Genomic DNA, 21023 nt, shown 5'->3' with positions numbered 1-21023 from the left:
GAGCGCGCTTAACACGCCCCACCGTTCGGGCCGGTTGCAGGCGAGCGGCCTGTGGTTGACTTGTGTCGTGCAGTTGCCAGGAGTGCTCGGCGAGCCGATCCGGTTCGTGCTCAACTGGGGCCGGCGCTATTCGCTGTGGGTCTTCAACTTCGGCCTGGCCTGCTGTGCCATCGAGTTCATCGCCACCAGCATGGGCCGGCACGACTTCATCCGGCTCGGCGTGATCCCGTTCGCGCACGGCCCTCGCCAGGCAGACCTCATGGTTGTCTCCGGCACCGTAACCGACAAGATGGCGCCCGCGATCAAGCGCCTCTACGACCAGATGCCCGAGCCGAAGTACGTCATCTCCTTCGGCGCCTGCTCCAACTGCGGCGGCCCGTACTGGGACTCGTACTCGGTCACCAAGGGCGTCGACCAGATCATCCCCGTCGACGTGTACGTGCCCGGCTGCCCGCCCCGCCCCGAGGCCCTGCTGCACGGCATCCTCCGCCTCCAGGAAATGATCGCCGGCGAGCAGTCCGGCATCGGCGGCGTGGCCCGCCCTGACCCGCTGGCCCTCAACGGCGCCGAGGCCCTGACCGCGCCGCTGGTGACCGTGCCGGAGTCACACCGCCGGGTGGTGCTGCCCGACAACATCGACTGGCACCGGTCGGTGCCACCGCCGCAGGCGCCCCCGCTCGGCCCCGACGGCCGCCTCCCGGTCCGCGAGATCACCGGCGACCGCGCCGGTGCCGGCGCACCCTTCGGCGACGACCGCGAGCTGCCGCTGCCTCCCGACAAGCTCGACTACCAGCACCCCCACCCCGAAGACCGCGACTGAGCCGGAGCGCCGGCGGCAAGGTTTGAGATACCGCGACGCCCGTCGTGGTCCATACCGCCGTTTTCAGCGTCGCGTTAGGGCGGTTTCAGGACTCCGTCTCAGACTGGGGCCGCTAATCAATTTGTCGACGGTGACTGCGTGGCACCGCTGGTAAAGCGCGCGACGCGACCGAAGAACGGAGCACTAATGATTGTCCAAAGACGCGGCCTCATCTCACGCGCCGCACGTCGCCTGGCGGTTGCCGGGGCGCTGACCCTGGCACTCGGCGCGGGCGGGGTCCTCGTCAGCGCGGCGCCCGCCAGTGCGGCCAGAAACGAGGCGCAGTGCACCTACCACGAGACTATGTACGGCTACTGGTACAACGTTGCGACGATCGCCTGGAACAACAACTACATGCAGACGTATTACACGGCGGTGTACAACATGGATACCCACTTCGCCGGGATGAGCTATTACTGCTAGATAAGGCCGCACAGGTGGACGCACTCGCGGAAATCATCCGCGGGTGCGTCTATGCCGTACCGGCACCGCTTCACGCGGACTCGTCGGATTCGCGGACCCGAAAGCGCCGGTCCTCGACCAGGTGGCGGCCGCGGGCCGAGGTGCTCGATCGGGGTCAGCGGGTGGCGCGGATGGCGGCCAGTGTGGTGTGGACGTCGAAGGCCGCGCCGTCGTCGCTGGGCCAGCCGCCGTCGCTGCGTTGCGTCTCGGCCAGCCGCCGCCGGGCCGCGGTCAGCAGCCAGTCGTCCACCGCCACCCCCACGCGGCGCAGTGCGGACGCCATCCAGGCCACGTCGGCCGGGCTCATCTGGGCCAGGCGGTCGCCCAGCATGATCTGGATGCGGGCGGACTCGTAGAACATGTCCTGCCGGTGCAGCACCGCGGCGCTCAGCCAGGCGCTCACCAGGAACGTGCGCCACGAGCCGTCGTGGCCGATGTGTGCCGCGATCGCCTGGCCGGCGGGGCGCAGCAGCGCGCCGTACTGCCCGCCGCCCCAGCCCGCGTCCAGGTCGGAGACGCTGAGCCAGAAGGCGGCGTTCGCGGTCAGGAAGAGCCGGGCCTCCGGGTCGCCGGGCTTGGCCCACGGCGGTGCCTCGGCGGCCAGCGAGTCGTCTTCCTCCCACATGCTGTTCTGCTGGCGGCTGGCCAGCCAGTCGAGGCCGCGGCGGGCGGCCGGGCGGCCCAGCGCGCCGAGGTCGTCCAGCTCGGCCAGCCGGAAGCAGGTGGCGTCGATCGATGCGACCTCGGCGCCCCACGTGGCCGGCCAGCCGCCGTCGGGCGCCTGGCCGATCTCGGCAGTGGTGAGGATGTCTTCGCTCGGGGTCGCACCGGTGCGTAGGTATGACAGACGAGCACGATCCACGGCGTCTCCGTGGGCCACCACGAACCCGATCGCACCGTCCATGTCGACCACTCGCGAAACCCTACCGCCGCGCTCTTCGTTACGCCTCGGTAGGTCAGACCAAAGACCAGGTCAGTAGGCCGGTAGCGAGGGGTCCACCTGCTTGATCCAGGAGAGCACGCCGCCCTGCACGTGGACCGCGTCCTTGAAGCCCGCCGCCTTGAGCGCGGCCAGCGCCTCGGCGGAGCGGACGCCCGACTTGCAGTGCAGCACGATCTGCCGATCCTGCGGGAAGCGGGCCAGCGCCTCGCCGGACAGGATGTCGCCCTTGGGGATCAGAGTGGCGCCGGGAATGCGCACGATCTCGTACTCGGCGGCCTCGCGCACGTCGACGAGGAAGAGGTCCTTGCCGGAGTCCTGCCAGTCTTTGAGCTCGCGGGCTGTGATCGTGGAGTCGATCGTCGCCTCCTGGGCCTCGACCGACACCGCGCCGCAGAAGTCTTCGTAGTCTTCGAGCAGGTCGGTGACCGTCGGGTTTTCGCCGCAGAGCGCGCAGTTGGGGTCCTTGCGGACCTTGATCTTGCGGTAGGACATCTCCAGCGCGTCGTAGACCATCAGGCCGCCCACGAGCGGCTCGCCGATGCCGGTCAGCACCTTGATCGCCTCGGTGACCTGGATGGAGCCGATCGACGCGCAGAGCACGCCGAGCACGCCGCCCTCGGCGCAGGAGGGGACCATGCCGGGCGGCGGGGGCTCCGGGTAGAGGCAGCGGTAGCAGGGGCCGTGCTCGGACCAGAAGACCGACGCCTGCCCGTCGAAGCGGTAGATCGAGCCCCACACGTACGGCTTGCCGAGCAGCACGGCCGCGTCGTTGACCATGTAGCGGGTGGCGAAGTTGTCGGTGCCGTCGACGATCAGGTCGTACTGGGAGAAGATCTCCCGCACGTTGTCGCGGTCGAGCGACGTGTTGTGGATGACCACGTCGACGTACGGGTTGATCTCGCGCACCGACGCGGCCGCCGACTCCGCCTTGGGGCGGCCGATGTCGGACTGGCCGTGGATGATCTGCCGCTGGAGGTTGGACTCGTCGACGGTGTCGAAGTCGACGATGCCGAGCGTGCCGACGCCGGCCGCCGCCAGGTACATCAGCGCGGGCGAGCCGAGGCCACCGGCGCCCACACAGAGCACCTTCGCGTTCTTCAGCCGCTTTTGCCCGTCCATCGCGACGTCCGGGATGATCAGGTGGCGTGAGTAGCGGCGGATCTCGTCGACGGACAGCTCGGCGGCGGGCTCGACGAGCGGGGGCAGCGACACGATTGACTCCCCGGAAGGTAAGAGAGAGCGCTAACCGCACCATTGTTGCTCGCCGATGACGCGGCGGAGCAATGACGTGGCCCACGGCCCAGAAGGCGGGATCAGGGAATAGCCGGACCGACGTACCGGCGACCGGCCAGGTACGGCCACGCGTACGCCAGGCAGCCCTTGAGCCCGAGCGTCTGCTGCTGCATGACGGGGGCGGGCGAGCCGGATGCTGGGCAGGCCTCGTGGCCCTGGCCGAGCTGGTGTCCCACCTCGTGGTTGATCGCGTACGCCCGGTAGGTGGCGACCGGTGCGCCGTAGTCGGGCACGGCGGTCAGCCAGCGGGCGAGGTTGATGATGACCTGGCCGGGGAGGCGGCACGAGGTGTACCCCTCGGTGTCCAGCCCGCCGAGCGCGCACATCCGCTCGGAGGTGGCGGGCGTGGCCAGGTAGACGGTGAACTCGGCGGGCGCGCCGGTCGGCACCCGCTGGAGGCGGAAGCGCTTGGCCGCTACCCAGCTGCGCGGGTCGCCGAGGATCGCGTCCACCTCGGCGGCGAACGTGTGGGGGTCCTGCTTGGTGCCGTCTTCGACGGCGACCCGGAAGCGGCGCAGCGCGCCGGCCGTGCCGAGTACCCGCCCGGGCCTGGTGACCTCGGTGAACGAGCCCAGCCCGCGCTCCGGGAAGGCGACCGCCGCCACCGGCCGCGAGGCCACCGGCGACGGGGATCGGGTGGCCGACGGCCGGACACTCGGCGACCTCGAAACCGAGGGCCAGGGGGACGGCGACGGTGTCGGGGCCGCGGATGTCGGCGCGGGCGTGGGCGCCGCGGGCGTGGTGGGGGCCGCGGATGGCGCCGCCGCCGCGGGCACCGGGGCCGGCACGGGCCGGTGGCGGGCCGCGTCGATCACCACGAGACCGGTGCCGGCGAGAAAGAGCACCACGAGGGCGGTACGCCGCCGCCGGTGCCACATCCGCTCCTCGGACGCCCGCCGCGTGACGGGCCCGGACTCCGTGCGCCGGCTCCGGGGCACGGGAGTAGGTGGAGCGGGGGCACGAGGTGCGCGCGTCGTCATGGTCCACTCAGCGTGCCAGCCGATTTACACTGAGTTGTCCTCAGACACGCCGAATTGCCCGATCATTTCAGCGGGCCGGCGTACCGGCGCCCGTTCAGGAACGGCCACGGGTTGGCCGTGCATCCCTTGAGGTCGAGGGTCTGCTGCATCATCACCGGCGCCGGCCGGCCGCGCCGCGGGCACAGCTCGTGCCGGTGCCCCAGCTGGTGCCCGACCTCGTGGTTGATCACGTAGTCGCGGTACCGGGCGAGCGGCACCTTCGCCGCCACGAAGTGGTCGACCGACAGCCGCCACCGGTCGAGGTTGATGATCACGCTGCCGCCGATCCGGCAGGAGGTGTACGGCCGCCCGCGCACCGTGATGTCGACCCCGCCGGCCCCGCACAACCGCCCGGCGGTCTCCCGGGTGGCCAGGTGCACGGTGAAGTCGTACGGCGTGCCGCGCGGCACCCACTGCATGCGCAGGCCGCCGGCGGTCCAGCTCTGCGCGTGGCCGAGCGCCCCGTCCACCGCCGCACCGAACGCCGCCGCGTCTTCGCCCGCGCCGCGCTCGACCGCCACCTGGTACCGCAGCAGGGTGCCGGAGCGCCCGCGGACCGGGCCGCCCGTCGCGGCGTACTCGAAACTGCCAGATCCCTTGGTCGGCACCGGCCCGGAAAGCCGGAGTACCGGCGGCGCCGGCCTGGGCGACTCGGACGGCGAGGGAGACGCCTGCGGGGACGGCGGCAGCGACACGGCCAGCGTCTCCGGGACGGGCGACGGCACCGGCGCGGCGGGCGAAAGGTCGACCGGAAAGACCCCCAGCCCGACCAGGACGAGCCCCGCCAGTACCGCTGCCCCCGCGATCACGCCGAGGGCGCGACTCACGCCGGCGCCACCCGCGCCGGGCGCACGGCCCGGCTCAGCCTCGGTGTGCTGCTGGATGCGGGCTGGCGTATCTCGTCGAGCAGCGCGACCGCCGCCCGGGCCACCATCCGCGGCACCTCCATCTGGGCCACGTGCCCCACCTGGTCGAGGATCAGCAGCCGGCTGTCCGGGATCGTGCGGGCCACCTGCGGCGGCACCCGGATGTCGACGAGCTGGTCCTGGCGGCCGCCGATCACCAGCGTGGGCGCGGTGATCCGGGACGCGATGCGCCACAGCGAGCCTTCACCCGGCAGGTACGCCCGCAGGAAGCTGGAGACGAGCCCGCGCAGCGAGCCGAGGTAGGCCGGGACGTAGTGGGCGAGCTCGTACCGGATGCGGATCTCCTCGATCGCCTCCAGGCGGCGCTGCTCGCTGACCCGCTCGGGGTCGGCGAAGCAGGTGGCGATGATCTGGCGGGCCATCTCCTCGGGGGTGATACGGCCGAGGAAGCGCAAGGCGAGCCGGTCACCGCGCGGGATGGCGAGCAGCGGCAGCACGCGGCTCTGGCTCGAGCGGCGCGGGTCGAGAAACGGCATGGCCGGCGAGACCAGCGTCAACGAGCGCACCAGGTCGGGACGGGTGCCGGCCACGCGCACGGAGATCGCCCCGCCCAGCGAGTTGCCGAACAGGTGTACGGGGCCACGGTCGGAGTGCTCGATCCAGCGGATCACGCGGTCGGCGAAGGCGGCGATCGTGTAGCGGCGGGCCGGGTCGCTGCGCCCGAAGCCGGGCAGGTCGATCGCCTGGCCCTCCAGCCGGCTGGCGAGCAGGCCGGAGAGGTCGGTCCAGTTTGTCGAGGAGCCGCCGAGGCCGTGGACGTAGAGCGCGGGCTCGGCGGCGGGCGAGGTTGCCGGCGTGTCGCGCACGAACACACGGGAGCCGTCGAGCATTTCGGTGCGTCCTGGCCAGCGCGGCGTCTCCCGGTCGGCGGGGAAAATGTCATCCGCTCCGAGCAGCGCACGCTTCATCGATCAATGATGCCCCGCGCGGGGCGAAAGATGCCGCGCGTTACGCGAGCAATGCCTCCAAACGGCGGTTAACGGCGTTGAGTGTCGCACGTACGACAGCCTGGCGCGGATCGCCGGCCACCAGCGCGGAGCCGGCGAGCTGCTCGACCCACCCGCCGCAGACCAGCAGCACCACGACGACCGCGACCTCGCAGCTGCCGAACGGCACCACGGCCGCGTGCTCGACGAAGCACTTGCCCCGGTCACCGACCTGCTCGGCGGTGCTGAGCAGGTCGTCCACCGCGGACGCACCCGCCTCGGCGCAGAGGCGCAGCACGTACGCGTCGACGGCCGGACCGTTGGCCCGCCCGGTGGCCCGCCGCTCGTCGGCGGCGAGCCGCACCTCGACGGTGGCGTCCAGCCCGAACGTGCTGACCTGCACCTCGTCGATCACGATGCGCGGCCCCGGCTTGCCAGCCGGCAGCGGTCGCGGTGGCGCGGCCTCGACCGGAGCGCTCTGACCCAACGGGCCCTCCTCCCGCGCCCGGCGAGCCCGGCGGCGCGGTGTCTCGGGGGCCGGCCGTCGCTGCTCAGCGACCGGGCCGCCCGGCTGGGCGGGAAGGTAGGAACCGGCCGGAGCCGGGTAGGAGCCGGAAGCCGTGGGCTCGGAGCGGGGCCGGGCCGCGACCGGCTCGCCGGGACCGGGCGGCTCCTTGGGCGCGGCGGCCAGGCCCATCCGATCCTGGAGGAGGCGGGCGACGATGCGGCTGACCTCGGCCGGGTCGGCGCCGTCGGCCAGATCGAGGCGCAGGCTGTGTGCCCCGCCCTGCGTGGTGCGCAGCGAGGCGTCCCGCACGCCCTCCACGCCGCGCACGGCCGCCAGGATCGCCTGCACGTCGAAGCCCTCCGGGCGCTCCCGCGGCTGCACGTCGTCGCGTTGTAGATGGCTCCAGATGCGGGTGAGGTCGGGTCCGTCGGCGGGCGGCTCGGCGGGCGGCTCCGGCGCGGTGGGCACGTCGGGCTCGGACGGCACCCGCTGCGGAAGCGCCTCCGGCTCCGGTGCCCGCGCGGGTGGCGGCGGCGCGACCTGGCTGGTGGTGGCCTGGCTCGGTGGCGGCTGCGGCGCCGGCGGTGGCGGCGCGACGGCGGGCGCGGGGCCGGTCAGCGGGTCGCTGGCCAGGTCGGTGGGGCGCGCCGGCGGGCGCGGCGGGGCGGGCCTCGGCTCGGGTGCGCGCTCGGGCTGCGGCCACTCCTGCGCCCAGGTCGCCGTCGCGTGGGTCGGCGCCGGGGACACGGAACGGGCCTGCGGCACCGCCGGGGTCGGCGCGGGCGGCGACACCGGCCGCTCGTACAGCGTGGTGTCATAGCCGGGCCGCTCATACTGCGGCTGGGGCCGGAAGCCCGGGGGGACGTCGGCGGTCTTGCCCGCCTCGCGGGCCTCCCGCCACTGCTGCGGGGTCATCGAGCCGGCTTGCGACCGGGGCACGGCGGGACCCTGCGCGGGCCTGGCCGTCTCCGCCGGGGCGGACGCCCCGCGGCGGGACGGGAGTGGCTCCTCGGCGCCGTGGCGGGCGACCTCCGTGCCGTGGCGGGGCGCCTCGGGCTGGGGCGACAGCGCGGCCTGCACCGGCGGGGCCGAGCGGTCGACCGCGATCGGCGGGATCGGGGTGACCTCGGAGAGCCCGGAGACCCGGGCGGCGTCCTCGAGATCTCCCTCGTACGGGTACGGCGGGGCGCTCGCCGGCACCCGCAGCGCGACCGGGGCGGAGTCGGCGCCGTTGATCGGCGGCTGGGCCTGCTGCCGTGGCTGCTGCGGCGGGGCGGGGCTGAGCGGGGCGAGCAGGTCGGCGTAGCGCGGGGCGTCGGCCCAACCGTGCCCCACCCCACCGTCGGCTGGCGCGGTGCGCCAGGTCGGCTGCACCGGCTCGGGGGCGGGCTCCAGCGCGGCGCCGGCGTTCGACCAGACCGCGTCGGCCGCTGCCCAGCCATTTAGCCGGGCCTGACCAGCGCCGTCAGCCTTACCGCCGCGGTCGGCACGCTCTCCGTGCGGACCTGCGCCGTTGCTGCTACCTCCCGGCGTGACGCCACCGGGTTGCCCTGTTTCGTCCACCGTGCGCTCCTCGGTTGCCCCCGCTGAGGCTACCGTGTGCTGACAGTGGCGATAAGCCGCAACGTCAGGCTAGTTCGTCGGTAGGTCGATGTTTACCGATCCGTCGGATTAGCCGAAAGTATTAGGGCTATACGTGAAAGTCGAGGTGACGGCATGGCCGTAGGGTCGGGAAGCGCGCCGGCGACGGGCCGGCCCACGCGCCTGCCGCGTTCCGCGCGCCGCAAGCAGCTGCTGGAGGCGGCCCAGGACGTCTTCGTGGCGCAGGGGTACCACGCGGCCGCGATGGACGACATCGCCGAGCGGGCGGGCGTCTCCAAGCCGGTGCTCTACCAGCATTTCCCCGGCAAGCTGGAGCTCTACCTGGCGCTGCTCGACACCCACTGCGACGCGATCGTGGCGAAGGTGCAGAGCGCGATGTCCGCCACGAATGACAATAAGGAGCGCGTGCGCGGCGCCGTGCAGGCGTACTTCGACTTCGTCGACCATGAGAGCGAGGCGTTCCGGCTGGTCTTCGAGTCCGACCTGCGCAACGAGCCGGCGGTGCGGGAGCGGGTCGAGCGGGTGGAGAGCGGCTGCATCGCCGCGATCACCGACACGATCATCTCGGACACCGGCGTGAGCCGGGCCCGCGCCGAGCTGCTGGCCTCCGGCCTGGTGGGTGCGGCGGAGACGGCGGCGCAGTTCTGGCTCGCCGCCGGCCGGCAGGTGCCCAAGGCGGAGGCGGAGGCGCTCGTGGCGGCGCTCAACTGGCGGGGCATCGGCAGCTTCCCGCTACAGGGCGACCCGACCTGAGCCGACGCTCCGCGCAGGGCTTAATCCGAGCCGCGAGGCGAGGTGAGATTCCCACCCGGGGGTCGGATACCGTTGCACCGGCGGAGCTTCCGCCGGGACAGAGGAGGGTCACGTGGAGGTCAAGATCGGCGTGCAGTACGCCGCGCGCGAGCTCGTCATCGAGAGCGCGCAGACGCCGACCGACGTGGAAAAGATCGTGACCGAGGCGATCGAGTCCGACAGCGGAGTGCTGGCGCTACAGGACGAAAAAGGCCGGCGGATCATCGTGCCGGTGTCCAAGGTGGCGTATGTCGAGATCGCCGAAGCGTCGCCGCGCGCGGTCGGGTTCACCGCCCGCTGACGCGCTAGTTGTTGAGGCCGACCGCGGCCATACGCGCGGTATGCGCCGCGGTCAGCCGCTTCAGGAGTGCCTGCACGCCGGCCTGGTCCCCGGAGCCCTCCACGATCAGGATGGTGAGCGCGATCCGTTCCCCGGCCATCCGCTGCGCCTGGGTGAGCCCCTCCCCGACCAGGCGGCGGGCCCACATCGAGAGCCTGTTGGCCACCTTGGGGTCGGCGGCGATGGCGGCCCTGATCTCCCCCGCGGCGAAGTCGGTGTACTGCGAGTCGTGCAGCACATCCAGCACCAGGTCACGGTCTTCCGGCGTGAGAAACGCGGCCACCTCGCGGAAGAAGTCGTCGGCGATGCCGTCCCACACGTACGCCTTGGTGAGCGCCTCCAGCCAGTCCTTCGGCTCGGTCAGCTCGTGGTACTCCTGAAGCGCCGCGACATACGGCGTCATCGCCGCGTCCGGGTCGGCGCCGTGCTCGGTGAGGCGCGTGGCGAGGCGGCGGTAGTTGACGATCTCCACGGCGGCCATCTGGCTGAGCACCGCGCGGCGGCGCAGGTCAGGAGCCAGCCGGGCGTCGGCCGCCATCCGGTCGAAGGCCAGCAGCTCGGCGTAGGCCACCATGCCGAGCAGCTCGACGACGGCGGTGGCCGGCTGAGACACCTCGGACACGCCTTTGGAGACTTCTGTCACGTCCGCAGGTTACCCGCACAGGCCCGCCCCCGCGCCGGGAGCGGTCACCCCTACGCGGCCTTCGCGGCCACAATCTGAGCACGGTTCGCCCACGTCAGGTAGCATTGCGCAAGTTGCCGCTGGCCAGAGATCGTTTGACCCTGCCAGCGACGCGCGTGCGGCCCGCGATCGCATCGACCACCGCGATCGCGCGTGGCCCGCGCCAGACCGATTGAGCGCCCTAGGACAAAACGGGGCGCACCACGAGAGGGCACCCCTAAAACTCCATGAGCGAGATCGAAGAAGAAACAATCACCCGAGCCCCGGTCCGCCCCGACAGCCCCACCTTCGCCGATCTGGGCGTCCGCCCGGAGACGGTCGAGGCGCTGTCAAATGTGGGCATCACCAGGGCGTTCGCCATCCAGGAGTACACGCTGCCGATCGCGCTGCGTGGCTCCGACCTGATCGGCCAGGCACCGACCGGCACCGGTAAGACGCTGGGCTTCGGCGTGCCGCTGCTGGAGCGGGTCTTCGCGCCCGGCGAGGGCAGCGACGGCCTGCCGCAGGCACTTGTCGTCGTGCCCACCCGCGAGCTGGGCCTCCAGGTGGCCAAGGACATCGCCGCCGCCGGGCGCACCCGGGGCGTGCGGGTGCTGCCGATCTACGGCGGCGTGGCGTACGAGCCGCAGGTCGAGGCGCTCCGCGCGGGCGTGGAGATCCTGGTCGGCACGCCCGGCCGCCTGCTCGACCTGACCAAGCAAAAAAAGCTCCGCCTCGACCGCGTGCACGCGCTCGTGCTCGACGAGGCCGACCGCATGCTCGACCTGGGCTTCCTCGACGACGTCGAGAAGATCCTGGCGATGCTGCCCGAAGACCGCCAGACCATGCTCTTCTCGGCCACGATGCCCGATCCGATCGTCACGCTGTCCCGGCGCTTCCTGCGCCACCCGGTGGCGATCCACGCTGGTCACAGCGTCGAGACGGGCGCGTCGCCGCTGACCAAGCAGGTGGCCTACCGCACCCACCCGATGAACAAGATCGAGGTGCTCTCCCGCATCCTCCAGTCGGAGGGGCGAGGGCTCACCATGATCTTCACGCGCACCAAGCGGGCCGCCGACCGGGTCGCCGAAGACCTCGACTTCCGCGGCTTCGCGGCCGCCGCCGTACACGGCGACCTCGGCCAGGGCGCGCGTGAGCGGGCGCTGCGGGCCTTCCGCGCCGGCAAGATCGACGCCCTCGTCGCCACCGACGTCGCCGCCCGGGGCCTGGACGTCTCCGGCGTCACCCACGTGATCAACTATGACTGTCCGGAAGACCAGGACGCGTACACCCACCGCATCGGGCGCACCGGCCGGGCCGGCGCGAGCGGCGTGGCCGTGACGTTCGTCGACTGGGAAGACATGCCCCGGTGGCGGCTGATCGACAAGTCGCTGGGGCTGGAGATGCCCGAGCCGCCGGAGACCTACCACACCTCGTCGTGGCTCTACACCGATCTCGGCATCTCCACCGATATCTCGGGCACCCTGCCCACCGCCGAGCGCACCCGGGCCGGCCTGTCGGCCGAGGTCGAGGAAGACCTGGGCGGACGCGGACGCAGCACCCGCCGCCGCGGCCAGGCCCCCGTCCGCGGCCGGTCCCGCTCCCGCTCGGGTACCAGTGAGGGGCGCGAGCCGGCCGCCGAGCCCACCGAGTCGGCTGAGCCGAGCGGCCCCCGCCGCCAGCGCCGGCGCCGCCGGGCTGGCGAGGTCGTCGCCGGCACGGAGCAGGAGGCCGCGGCCACCGCCACCGAGGCGGCCGGAGAGTCTCCGACCGCTACCAAGCCGCGCCGCCGTCGCCGTCGCCGCAGCGGTGGCTCAGGCGACGCCGAGGCGTAGGCTTCGCCGGCGCCCGTGCAGGTGCGGCACCGCACTAGTGACCACATAAGAGGGCCCCTTCGCCGGAGCGAAGGGGCCCGACCCCGGTGAGCTGCGGGTCACACCGGGGAGCCGTGGGTCAGCTGACCGTGCAGGGAGCCAGCGCGTCGAGACCCACGGGACGCGCGTTGATCCGGCCGATGGCGGTGGCGATCCGGTTGATCGCGGCCACCCGCTTGTCCTCCAGCGGTCCGATGATCGCGTTCTGCACGAAGTTCGGGCCGCCCTGGCCCACCGTGCTCTCCAGGCGCGCCTGCGCCTCGGCGATCTGGTTGTCCAGCTGCGCGAGGTTGCGGTCCACCTCGGCCTTCGCGCCGGCCGGTACGGCCGGGAGCTGGCTTGCCACGTCCGGGCAGGTGATCGTGCCGACGTCACCGGCCGGCGGCTCCTCCGCGGGCGGCTCTTCGGCCGGCGGCTGCTCCGCGGGCGGCTCTTCGGCCGGTGGCTCCTCGCCGGGCGCGTTCGGGTCCTCAGCCGCGCCACCGCCGCCGCCCGTGGCGAGCGTGCAGGTGGCCAGCGACTCCAGGCCCTGCGGCCGGGTGCCCTTGCGGCCGATCGAGATCGCGATGCGGTCGATCGTGGCGGCACGCTTGTCCTTGAGCGGACCGAGGATCGCGTTCTGGATGAAGTTGGGGCCGCCCTCGCCCTGGCTGGTGACCAGCCGGCGGTTGGCCTCTTCGATCTGTGTGTTGAGCAGGGCGAGGTTTCGCGACACCTCGGCCTGCGCTGACGCCGGGACGCCGGACAGCTTGTCGCCCACGGTGGGGCAGTCGACGGTCGGGGCGGCGGACTCGCCGCCGGCCGCCGCGACGCCGATACCCGTGCCGAAGAGGGCGGCCGCCACACCGGCGGTGATGGCGATCTTCCAGCGACGGCTGATCTCTCTGCTCCTGGACATGCGCGTGACTCTCCTGCTGGTGCCGTAGTGGAGAAGCGCCGTCCGACGGCTGGTGCCATCCGCTTCGACCGTGATTACGGTGGGAGTGCTCCCAAGGGTTCAATCGAAGATCAACAGATAGGCTTGTTAACCATGGTGCGCCCGCTCGACGACGCGCTCGCCGAGGTGCGGGCGCTGCTGCTGGACCCGGGGCTCACCCGGGCCGTCGCCGCTGGCCGGCGGCGGGGGCAGGCGCCCTCGGTCGTTCGCGCGGAGGTGCGCCCGGTCACCCTCAAGGGCGGCACCCGGCTCCAGATCGTGACCAACGACGGCGCCCGCCCGCACACCCGCAACGTCGCACCCGGCCCGGAGGCCGGGGCGGCGGTCGACGCGCTGCTGGCCGAGCCGTTCGGCAACTGGCACGTGGAGACCGCCGACGCCACCGTGCAGCTGCGGGTGACCAAGAAGGGCGAGGCCCAGGTGCACCGGGCCGCGGCCGAGCGCTCCGCCGAGCCGGCCGCGCACGACCGCGAGAAGGAGTACCTGCTCGACCCGGGCGACCCCCTCTTCGACGCGATCGGCGGCAACGCGGCCAAGCGGCGCCAGGTCGACGCGTTTCTGCGCGCGCTCGCCGCGTCCGTCACGCCCCTGCCCGAGCGGCTGCGGGTGGTCGATCTGGGCTGTGGCAACGCCTACCTCACCTTCGCCGCCTACCGCTACCTGGCCGGTCGGGGCGTCGACGTGGAGGTGGTCGGTGTCGACGTGCGCGAAGACCAGCGCCGCCGCAACACCGAGCTGGCCGAGCGGCTGGGCTGCGCCGACCGGGTGCGGTTCGTGGCCGGCACGATCGCCGACGCGCCGGTCGCCACGCGGCCCGACCTGGTGCTGGCGCTGCACGCCTGCGACACCGCGACCGACGAGGCGCTGGCCCGCGCGGTCCGGTGGGAGGCGCGGTGGGTGCTCGCCGCGCCGTGCTGCCACCACGACATCGCCGCCCAGTTGCGCGGTCGGGCCGCTGCCGAGCCGTTCCCGCTGCTCACCCGGCAGGGCATCCTGCGTGAGCGCTTCGCGGACGTCCTCACCGACGCGCTGCGGGCGGGCCTGCTGCGCCTGCACGGCTACAAGGTCGAGGTGGTGGAGTTCGTCGACTCCCGCCACACGCCGCGCAACCTGCTGCTGCGCGCGCGGCGCACGGACGCGCCGCCGACCGAGGCGCAGCGGGAGGAGTACACGCGGATGGCGGCCGGGTGGGGCGTGACGCCGGCGTTGCAGCGCCTGCTCACACCACCATCGTGAGCTCGGCGGTGTGCACCTTCCCGGCGACCTGGAAGTCGAAGTACATCCGGTAGCGGCCCGGGCTCGGCACCGCCAGCCAGAACTTCACCGCCCCGCCGACCAGCTCGGGCTCGGGGTGGACGTGCACGTAGCCGAGGTCGCCCTCGCGCAGCACCACGAGATGGCCGAACGCGCCGAGGTACCGCTCCAGCCGCGCGCCCGGCGCGACGGTGAAGAGCATCGGCTGGGTGGAGCCGGTGCGCGGGGTGCCCTGGTAGCTGACGGTGAAGCCGTCGACGGTCGTCGTGCTGGCGGCGGGTGGCAGCGCCCGAGGGGCGTAGTCTCCGCGCACCACAAGGTCGGTGCCGAGGGTGGCGGCCGTGCCGTTGGCGGTGAAGTCCGCGTACGCCCGCCAGACACCCGGCTCGCCCAGGGTGAGCGGCACGCTCCAGCGGCCGTCCGGCGCCATCGTGGGGTGCACGTGCTGGTAGCCGGTGAGGTCGCGGCGCACCACGATCATGTGCAGCGGCTTTTCGTGCACGATCGCGAAGTTGGTGACCGGGCGCCGCCCGCTGTCGACGATCTGGAAGGCGAGCTCGGCGCGCTTGCCGGCGGTGAAGGTGGTGGCCTCGGGCACCAGCGAGAACCCACTCGCGCTGATCTCCAGGCCGCCCGCGGCGGCACCGCTCCCGCCGCCGCCAGTCGAATGCGTGTGCGCGCTGGTGGTGGTGGTCGGCGCCGCGACAGCCGCCGTCGGGCGGGCCGTGTCGCCGCCGGTCAGCCGCCCCAGACCGAAGCCGCCGATCAGCGCGATCACCAGCCCGGCGACGATGAACGGGATGCGGCTGTTCCTCACCGACCCAGTATGGCGGTTCGATGTGATCCAATGCCTCTGGCGTGTTCCGTCGCTTTTGCCAGATATAGCTCGTTGATGACTTCGTGTTCCGATCTCTCGTCCTGTTCGCGGTCCTCGTCCCGGCGATCTTCGTGGCCCAGCCGGCGGCCGCCGATCCACGGGGTGACCAGCTGGACGGCAAGCTGTACGCCGCCGCCGAACGCCTCGAGCAGGTGATCGAGGACTACAACGAGGCCCGCGACGACCTGCGCCTCACCCGCAGCAAGCAGGCCGCGCTCGCCGCGCGCACCCGCCCGTTGGAACGCGCACTGGCTGCCCAGCAGACAAGGATCGGCATGATCGCGGCGATCGAGTACCGCAACAGCGGCGCCGGCCCCGCGCTCGCCGTGATCACCTCGACCTCGCCCGAAGACTTCGCCGACCGCCTGCTCGTGCTCGACCGGCTGGCGGCACAGCAGCGCGCCGCGGTCGGCAAGCTGAACACCGCACGGGCCCGGTTCGCCGACAGCCGCCGCGCGCTCGACACGCTCGCCGCCCAGCAGGAGGCGCAGCAGCACCAGCTGGCCAACCGCCGCAAGCAGATCGAGCAGGACATCGCCCAGCTGGAACGGCTGCGCGAGCACAGCGGCTACCGCCCGTCGACCGGCATCCGCGGCTTCAAGCCGGTGTTTTCGGCCGGGCAGGCCGGCGCGGCGGTGCGGTTCGCGTACGCCCAGCTGGGCAAGCGCTACCGGTACGGCGCCGAGGGCCCGGACGCCTACGACTGCTCCGGCCTCACCTCGGCCGCCTGGGGCCGCGCCGGCGTCGCCCTGCCACACAACGCGCGGCGGCAGCAGGGATCGGTGCACCGGGTGAGCCGCTCCGAGCTACGCCCCGGCGACCTCGTCTTCTACTACCGCAACGTGCGGCACGTCGGCATGTACGTGGGCGGCGGCAAGATAATCCACGCCCCGCAACACGGCGAGCCGGTCCGCGTCGACAACGTCGACTACCAGCCCGTGCACAGCTTCGGCCGCCCCGGCTAGGACGGCTTCGGCCCTGAACCCCTATTTAGACAGAGATTCGAGCTACCGCGATGTCCGTCGTGGTCCGGACCGCTGCTCCCGCGGCCTCACCCGTCCGCTGTTGGTCGCGATCACACCGGCGATCCAGGGCAACGGGGGTTTCGTCGCCGCGAGTAACCGCCGCGGCGGTGTGAGCGGCGCGAGATTCGAGATCCAGGAGAGTTAGAGCGCCATATCGACCGTAAATCTTCTAGATCTCGAAGTCCCGAACCCGGCGCTGGTCACGCTGCGTCAGGAGGGCGGAGGTAGACGCTTGGGGGCTTGTCCCGCGGAGCCGGCAGTGGACGGCCGGGGATCTCGGCGAGCGCTGCGAGCCGCCGGCCGGGAACGGTGCCCGCGGGAGCATACGGTCCGCCGCTGACACGGACGTGGGAAACCTGCCTTGAAGCAACACCACGACGATGGAGCGCGCACGCCTTTGCCGGTGCCAGCGCGCCACCGCGTCAGCCCGAGTCTCTAGAGGCCCTAGCCGCTTGCCGCCAGGGCCAGGGGAAGGACGAGTGGGGCGCCGGCGAGGCGGAGCTGGCGGGCGGCCATCGTCATCGTCCAGCCGGAGTCGACCAGGTCGTCGACGAGCAGCACGGGACCGTCCAGGGTGGACAGATCGTCCGGTGGGGTGAACTCGCCGTAGAGGGTGCGCACCCGCTGGGCGCTGTTGCCCCGGGCACCGCCGCTGTCGCCGGCGGGTGGCAGCACGCCAAGCAGCGGCAGGCGGCCGACGGTCGCGATGTGGTCGGCGAGGCCGCGGACGAGCTGGGGATGGCGGCGCGAGCCGATGGCGATGATGCCGACCGGGCGTGCCGGCCACGGGTCGTCGCCGCGCGCCCAGGTCTTGAGCACCTCCACGACCGCGCCCGCGACGTCGGCCGGTAGCGGGGCGTCGGGCGCGTCCGGGCCGGCGACGGTGCGCAGCCGGGAGCCCCAGCCGAGGTCGGAGAGGCGGCCGACCGCGCGGCCGCTCGCCGCCTGCTCGGCCGGTGGGATCTTGCCGCGTAGGGGCACGCCGACCTGCTCCAGGCCGGTCGGCCACAGCTTTTTGGGCGTGATCTCGATGCCGGCCCGCCCGAGAAACGCCTGTGCCGCCTTCATCGCGGCGTCGGAGACCGCCGCCTGGTATCGCGGACCGGTGCAGTTGTCACACCGTCCACAGGGGACGGCGCCGGGGTCGTCGAGGCACTTGCGCAGGAACTCCATCCGGCAGTCGCCGGTCGCCGTGTACTCGCGCATCGAGCTCTGCTCGGCGGTGCGCGCGTCGGCCACGCGGCGCAGCCGGGCCGCGTCGTACGTCCACGGGTCGCCGGTCGCCAGCCAGCCGCCGCGCACCCGGCGGACCGCGCCGTCGACGTCGAGCACCTTGAGCATCAGCTCCAGCCGGGTGCGCCGCAGGTCGACGATCGGCTCCAGCGCGGGCGTCGACAGTGGACGGTCGGTGGAGAGGGCGGCCAGCACGGTGCGCACCTGGTCTTCGGGTGGGAACGCGAGCGAGGCGAAGTAGCGCCAGATGGCCGCGTCTTCGGGCCCGGGCAGCAGCAACACCTCGGCCTGCTCGACCGCCCGGCCGGCGCGGCCCACCTGCTGGTAGTACGCGATCGGCGAGGGTGGCGCGCCGAGGTGGACCACGAAGCCCAGGTCGGGCTTGTCGAAGCCCATGCCCAGCGCGGACGTGGCGACCAGCGCCTTCACCTTGTTGTCCAGCAGGTCTTGCTCGGCCGAGCGGCGGTCGGCGTCGTCGGACTGCCCGGTGTACGAGGCGACGGGGTAACCGCGCGAGCGGAGGAACTCGGCCGTCTCCCCCGCCGCGGCCACCGTGAGCGTGTAGATGATGCCGGAGCCGGGGAGCTGGTCGAGGTGGTCGGCGAGCCAGGCGAGCCGGTGTGCCGGCGTGGCGAGGTCGAGCACGGCCAGGCGAAGCGAGTCGCGGTCGAGCGGCCCGCGCAGCACGAGCGCGTCGCCGAGCTGGTCGGCGACGTCGGCGGTGACCCGGGCGTTGGCGGTCGCGGTGGTGGCCAGCACCGGCGTGCGCTCGGGCAGGCCGGCCAGGAACGTGCGCAGCCGCCGGTAGTCGGGCCGGAAGTCGTGCCCCCAGTCGGAGACGCAGTGGGCCTCGTCGACGACGAGCAGGCCGGTGGTGGCCGCCAGCCGGGGCAGCACGGTGTCGCGGAAGTCGGGGTTGTTGAGCCGCTCGGGGCTGATCAGCAGCACGTCGACCGCGCCGGCCTGGATCTCGTCGGTGATCTGATCCCACTCGTCGAGGTTGGCCGAGTTGATCGTGCGGGCGTGGATGCCGGCGCGGGCGGCGGCCTCGACCTGGTTACGCATGAGCGCCAGCAGCGGCGAGACGATGACCGTCGGCCCGGCGGTGGCGTCCTGTCTGAGCAGCGCGGTGGCCACGAAGTACACTGCGGACTTGCCCCACCCGGTGCGCTGCACGCACAGCACCCGCCGCCGCCCCGCGACCAGCGCCTCGATCGCCCGCCACTGGTCGTCGCGGAGCTTGGCGTGGTCGCCGGCCAGGCGCCGGAGGACGGCTTCGGCTCTTTCGCGCATCGCCCCTTCCTATCAGCAACGCCCGACAACGTCCGCCCGGCGCACGCCGATCAAGGAGTTATCGGTTCACTACTCTGCGCAAGATCGCCGACTTTGATCAGCAGAAGACGCGAATATGCGTCCTTTCCGGACACGCCGGGTGGCGCCTAGCGTGGGCGTGGTGAAGGCCGGACGACGTCTTGCGATACAGGCCGCCGTGGTGGGTCTCGGGCTTGCCGGGCTGGCGCTGACCGTGCCCACCTTCGCCGCCACCAAGGAGAAACCCGCCGCCACCACGGCGAAGAACGTGCCGGCGGCCAAGCAGAAGTGCTGCCTGGTCGAGCTGCGCGGGCCGGCCCGCACGGTCACCGCCGGTGGCGCGCCCGCCCGGTTCGACCTCGTGGTGAGCCGCTCCGAAAAGGGCTGCACGCAGACCCGGCGCACGATCACCGTGCGGCTCGGTGGCCTGGCCGCCGAGCACGTGCGGGTGGAGCGGGTGGTGTCCGGTCAGGCGCTGGCGCTCCGCGACACCTCCGCGGTCGCCGGCACGGTCGAGGCGGTCGACCCGCTCATCGACTCGAAGCTGATCTGCGGCGCGGAAACCGAGGCGGCGGCCAGCTACCGGATCGCGTTCCTGGACGGGACGCCGCTGGGGCGGGCCGAGCTCGTCGTCTCGGCGCACGCGGTCAACGGAAAGCTGCTCGACAGCGCACGCGCGACGACCGTGGTGGTCGACGCCGTGCGCACGTCGCAGCCGCCGCCGCGGACCACACCGCCGCCGCCCGTCACCGAAAGCCCGGCCGCCGACGAGACGACCGGCGCCCCGCCGGCCCAGGAGCAGGCGCCGCCACCGATCGACGGCGCCGGCGCGCCGCCCGTGGCCCGGCCGCCGCTCAAGCCCGCCGCCGAGACGCACCCGCTCTCCACGACCCTGCTCACCGCGAGCATCGTCTTCGCCCTCTCGGCGATGCTGTTGATGGGCGTGCTGTGGCGGCTGCGCCGGGCGCCGGTGCCGACCGCGGACGAGGCGCCGACCGCCACGCTCCCGCCGGGCGTGGGCGCGGAGCTGGCCATGCTCACCGAGGACAGAGATGCCGCCGGCCCGACGCGGCCGGCGGCACCCTAGAAGAAGATCTCTACTTCGTGAAACCCACCCGGGCGGCAACGGCCGTGTCCGGGTGGTCGCTGAACACGCCGTCCAGGCCGAGCCCGTAGAAGAGCGCGAACTCGGCGAAGATGTCACCGCGCGCGTTCGGGTCGGTGCCGATCCGGAAGTCGGCCGGCAGGAACTGGTTTTCCGCCCGGAACGTCCACGCGTGCACGATCAGGCCGTGGCGGTGCGCGTCGCGGATCAGCGTGGTCGGGGCCAGGAGCTTGCCGGTGGCGTCGCGCGGCACGATGAGGTTCTTCTCCACGCCCACGCCGTCGGCGTACCGGCTGATCCACTTCAGGCCGTCGGCCTTGGCCAGGTCGGCGTACGTGCGCGGGTCGCCCGCCACCATGAAGTCATAGGGCTTGCCGGACGAGCTGAGCAGCTGGGCCAGCTTGACGTCGATCAGCTTGTCGAGCTTGCGGAGGTTGGCGGTCTCGAAGGACTGGATGATGACCGCGTCCTTCTTCTCCGTGAGCCGGTTGCGCTGGAGGACCTTGACCAGCGGCTCCTCCAGCGGCAGCCCGATGTTCTGGAAGTAGGTCGGGTGCTTGGTCTCCGGGTACACGCCGATCGTGCGGCCGAGCTTGCGGCTCTGCGTACGGGCCAGGTCGATGACCTCCTGGAACGTCGGCACCTCGAACTTGCCGTCGAACGCGGTGTTGGTGGGGCGCACCTGCGGCAGCCGCTCCTTGGCGCGCAGCGTCTTGAGCTCGGCGAGCGTGAAGTCTTCGGTGAACCACCCGGTCACCGACACGCCGTCGATCGTCTTGGTCGCCCTGCGACCGGCGAACTCCGGCCTGACGGACACGTCGGTGGTACCCGAGATCTCGTTTTCGTGGCGGGCCACGAGCACACCGTCCTTGGTGGAGACAAGGTCGGGCTCGATGTAGTCGGCTCCGGTCGCGATCGCCAGCCGGTAGGCCTCGAGCGTGTGCTCGGGGCGGTAACCGCTGGCCCCGCGGTGTCCGATGACGGTCGGCTCCTCGTCGCGGTGCGCGACGGCGCCGGAAGGTACGGCAATGATGGCCGCCAGCATAGCGCCGGCCAGGACCACTACTGGAAGTTTG

At 72.5% G+C, this 21023-nt stretch carries 18 protein-coding genes and 1 pseudogene; 8 read left to right on the top strand and 11 right to left on the bottom strand.

The window, feature by feature from the left end; all coding sequences use genetic code 11:
• Positions 1 to 67: 67 nt before the first annotated feature.
• Positions 68 to 604: pseudogene (locus ACTMTJ_RS00890) on the top strand (NADH-quinone oxidoreductase subunit B); the annotation flags it as partial.
• A 402-nt stretch (positions 605 to 1006) separates the two neighbouring features.
• Entirely contained in the window at positions 1007 to 1282 is a 276-nt protein-coding gene (locus ACTMTJ_RS00885) for a hypothetical protein (protein WP_441214062.1), read from the top strand.
• Between the two features lie 154 nt (positions 1283 to 1436).
• Here the strand turns inward: ACTMTJ_RS00885 and ACTMTJ_RS00880 are convergent, their stop codons facing one another.
• The 6 genes from ACTMTJ_RS00880 to ACTMTJ_RS00855 all read right to left on the bottom strand — a co-directional run bounded on the left by ACTMTJ_RS00880 (position 1437) and on the right by ACTMTJ_RS00855 (position 8499).
• On the bottom strand, positions 1437 to 2183 hold the full coding sequence (locus ACTMTJ_RS00880; protein WP_441214060.1) for a squalene--hopene cyclase: 747 nt from the start codon (positions 2181 to 2183) through the stop codon (positions 1437 to 1439).
• Positions 2184 to 2294: 111 nt separating this feature from the next.
• Positions 2295 to 3476: an adenylyltransferase/sulfurtransferase MoeZ gene (gene moeZ / locus ACTMTJ_RS00875; protein WP_441214058.1), complete on the bottom strand. Its 1182-nt coding sequence runs from the start codon at positions 3474 to 3476 to the stop codon at positions 2295 to 2297.
• 101 nt (positions 3477 to 3577) lie between these two features.
• Positions 3578 to 4495, bottom strand: a complete 918-nt coding sequence (locus tag ACTMTJ_RS00870; RefSeq protein ID WP_441214057.1) for a DUF3152 domain-containing protein — start codon at positions 4493 to 4495, stop codon at positions 3578 to 3580.
• 104 nt (positions 4496 to 4599) lie between these two features.
• A complete protein-coding gene (locus ACTMTJ_RS00865) occupies positions 4600 to 5403 on the bottom strand; it encodes a DUF3152 domain-containing protein (protein ID WP_441214056.1) in 804 nt (267 codons plus the stop codon).
• Positions 5400 to 6410 (bottom strand): alpha/beta fold hydrolase, encoded by a 1011-nt coding sequence (locus ACTMTJ_RS00860; protein WP_441214054.1) that lies wholly within the window; start codon positions 6408 to 6410, stop codon positions 5400 to 5402. Before ACTMTJ_RS00860 ends, ACTMTJ_RS00865 begins: the two co-directional genes overlap by 4 nt.
• Before the next feature lie 40 nt (positions 6411 to 6450).
• Positions 6451 to 8499 (bottom strand): hypothetical protein, encoded by a 2049-nt coding sequence (locus ACTMTJ_RS00855; protein ID WP_441214053.1) that lies wholly within the window; start codon positions 8497 to 8499, stop codon positions 6451 to 6453.
• A gap of 153 nt (positions 8500 to 8652) precedes the next feature.
• Here ACTMTJ_RS00855 and ACTMTJ_RS00850 point away from each other — a divergent pair, with 153 nt between their 5' ends.
• Both ACTMTJ_RS00850 and ACTMTJ_RS00845 read left to right on the top strand, forming a co-directional pair.
• The gene (locus ACTMTJ_RS00850; protein ID WP_441214051.1) at positions 8653 to 9291 is read left to right on the top strand and encodes a TetR/AcrR family transcriptional regulator; all 639 of its coding nucleotides are present in this window, start codon (positions 8653 to 8655) and stop codon (positions 9289 to 9291) included.
• A 112-nt stretch (positions 9292 to 9403) separates the two neighbouring features.
• A complete protein-coding gene (locus ACTMTJ_RS00845) occupies positions 9404 to 9631 on the top strand; it encodes a DUF3107 domain-containing protein (RefSeq protein WP_441214050.1) in 228 nt (75 codons plus the stop codon).
• Positions 9632 to 9635: 4 nt separating this feature from the next.
• Here ACTMTJ_RS00845 and ACTMTJ_RS00840 read toward each other — a convergent pair whose 3' ends face one another.
• The gene (locus ACTMTJ_RS00840; protein ID WP_441214049.1) at positions 9636 to 10313 is read right to left on the bottom strand and encodes a ferritin-like fold-containing protein; all 678 of its coding nucleotides are present in this window, start codon (positions 10311 to 10313) and stop codon (positions 9636 to 9638) included.
• A 266-nt stretch (positions 10314 to 10579) separates the two neighbouring features.
• Here ACTMTJ_RS00840 and ACTMTJ_RS00835 point away from each other — a divergent pair, with 266 nt between their 5' ends.
• Positions 10580 to 12166 carry a DEAD/DEAH box helicase gene (locus ACTMTJ_RS00835; RefSeq protein WP_441214047.1) on the top strand — a complete coding sequence of 529 codons (1587 nt, stop codon included), beginning with the start codon at positions 10580 to 10582 and terminating at the stop codon, positions 12164 to 12166.
• Positions 12167 to 12284: 118 nt separating this feature from the next.
• Here ACTMTJ_RS00835 and ACTMTJ_RS00830 read toward each other — a convergent pair whose 3' ends face one another.
• Entirely contained in the window at positions 12285 to 13103 is an 819-nt protein-coding gene (locus tag ACTMTJ_RS00830) for a hypothetical protein (RefSeq protein ID WP_441214046.1), read from the bottom strand.
• Positions 13104 to 13235: 132 nt separating this feature from the next.
• On the opposite strand from ACTMTJ_RS00830, the gene ACTMTJ_RS00825 reads away from it, so the two are divergent.
• Positions 13236 to 14378, top strand: coding sequence for a class I SAM-dependent methyltransferase (locus ACTMTJ_RS00825; protein WP_441214045.1), 1143 nt, complete (start codon positions 13236 to 13238; stop codon positions 14376 to 14378).
• Here the strand turns inward: ACTMTJ_RS00825 and ACTMTJ_RS00820 are convergent.
• Positions 14362 to 15213: a hypothetical protein gene (locus tag ACTMTJ_RS00820; RefSeq protein ID WP_441214044.1), complete on the bottom strand. Its 852-nt coding sequence runs from the start codon at positions 15211 to 15213 to the stop codon at positions 14362 to 14364. The genes ACTMTJ_RS00825 and ACTMTJ_RS00820 overlap by 17 nt on opposite strands.
• 83 nt (positions 15214 to 15296) lie before the next feature.
• On the opposite strand from ACTMTJ_RS00820, the gene ACTMTJ_RS00815 reads away from it, so the two are divergent.
• Positions 15297 to 16238, top strand: coding sequence for a C40 family peptidase (locus tag ACTMTJ_RS00815; RefSeq protein WP_441214043.1), 942 nt, complete (start codon positions 15297 to 15299; stop codon positions 16236 to 16238).
• 504 nt (positions 16239 to 16742) lie between these two features.
• Here ACTMTJ_RS00815 and ACTMTJ_RS00810 read toward each other — a convergent pair.
• On the bottom strand, positions 16743 to 18824 hold the full coding sequence (locus ACTMTJ_RS00810; RefSeq protein ID WP_441214042.1) for a RecQ family ATP-dependent DNA helicase: 2082 nt from the start codon (positions 18822 to 18824) through the stop codon (positions 16743 to 16745).
• A gap of 160 nt (positions 18825 to 18984) precedes the next feature.
• On the opposite strand from ACTMTJ_RS00810, the gene ACTMTJ_RS00805 reads away from it, so the two are divergent.
• Complete coding sequence (locus ACTMTJ_RS00805; RefSeq protein ID WP_441214041.1) at positions 18985 to 19929, top strand: hypothetical protein; 945 nt, start codon at positions 18985 to 18987, stop codon at positions 19927 to 19929.
• Between the two features lie 10 nt (positions 19930 to 19939).
• Here ACTMTJ_RS00805 and ACTMTJ_RS00800 read toward each other — a convergent pair whose 3' ends face one another.
• Positions 19940 to 20992, bottom strand: a complete 1053-nt coding sequence (locus ACTMTJ_RS00800; RefSeq protein ID WP_441214478.1) for a glycerophosphodiester phosphodiesterase — start codon at positions 20990 to 20992, stop codon at positions 19940 to 19942.
• Between the last annotated feature and the right edge of the window lie 31 nt (positions 20993 to 21023).

The organism is Phytohabitans sp. LJ34 (assembly GCF_052068095.1).
Lineage (GTDB): Bacteria > Actinomycetota > Actinomycetes > Mycobacteriales > Micromonosporaceae > Phytohabitans.
Note: the sequence above shows the minus strand (reverse complement) of the source record. Positions and strands in the feature narration are given on the sequence as shown.

What these genes read in the sequence shown, in the direction of transcription:
- ACTMTJ_RS00885 (WP_441214062.1), top strand. Translation starts at nt 1,007, where the DNA reads ATGATTGTCCAAAGACGCGGCCTCATCTCACGCGCCGCACGTCGCCTG.
- ACTMTJ_RS00860 (WP_441214054.1), bottom strand. Translation starts at nt 6,410, where the DNA reads ATGAAGCGTGCGCTGCTCGGAGCGGATGACATTTTCCCCGCCGACCGG.
- ACTMTJ_RS00850 (WP_441214051.1), top strand. Translation starts at nt 8,653, where the DNA reads ATGGCCGTAGGGTCGGGAAGCGCGCCGGCGACGGGCCGGCCCACGCGC.
- ACTMTJ_RS00835 (WP_441214047.1), top strand. Translation starts at nt 10,580, where the DNA reads ATGAGCGAGATCGAAGAAGAAACAATCACCCGAGCCCCGGTCCGCCCC.
- ACTMTJ_RS00830 (WP_441214046.1), bottom strand. Translation starts at nt 13,103, where the DNA reads ATGTCCAGGAGCAGAGAGATCAGCCGTCGCTGGAAGATCGCCATCACC.
- ACTMTJ_RS00825 (WP_441214045.1), top strand. Translation starts at nt 13,236, where the DNA reads ATGGTGCGCCCGCTCGACGACGCGCTCGCCGAGGTGCGGGCGCTGCTG.
- ACTMTJ_RS00810 (WP_441214042.1), bottom strand. Translation starts at nt 18,824, where the DNA reads ATGCGCGAAAGAGCCGAAGCCGTCCTCCGGCGCCTGGCCGGCGACCAC.
- ACTMTJ_RS00800 (WP_441214478.1), bottom strand. Translation starts at nt 20,992, where the DNA reads ATGCTGGCGGCCATCATTGCCGTACCTTCCGGCGCCGTCGCGCACCGC.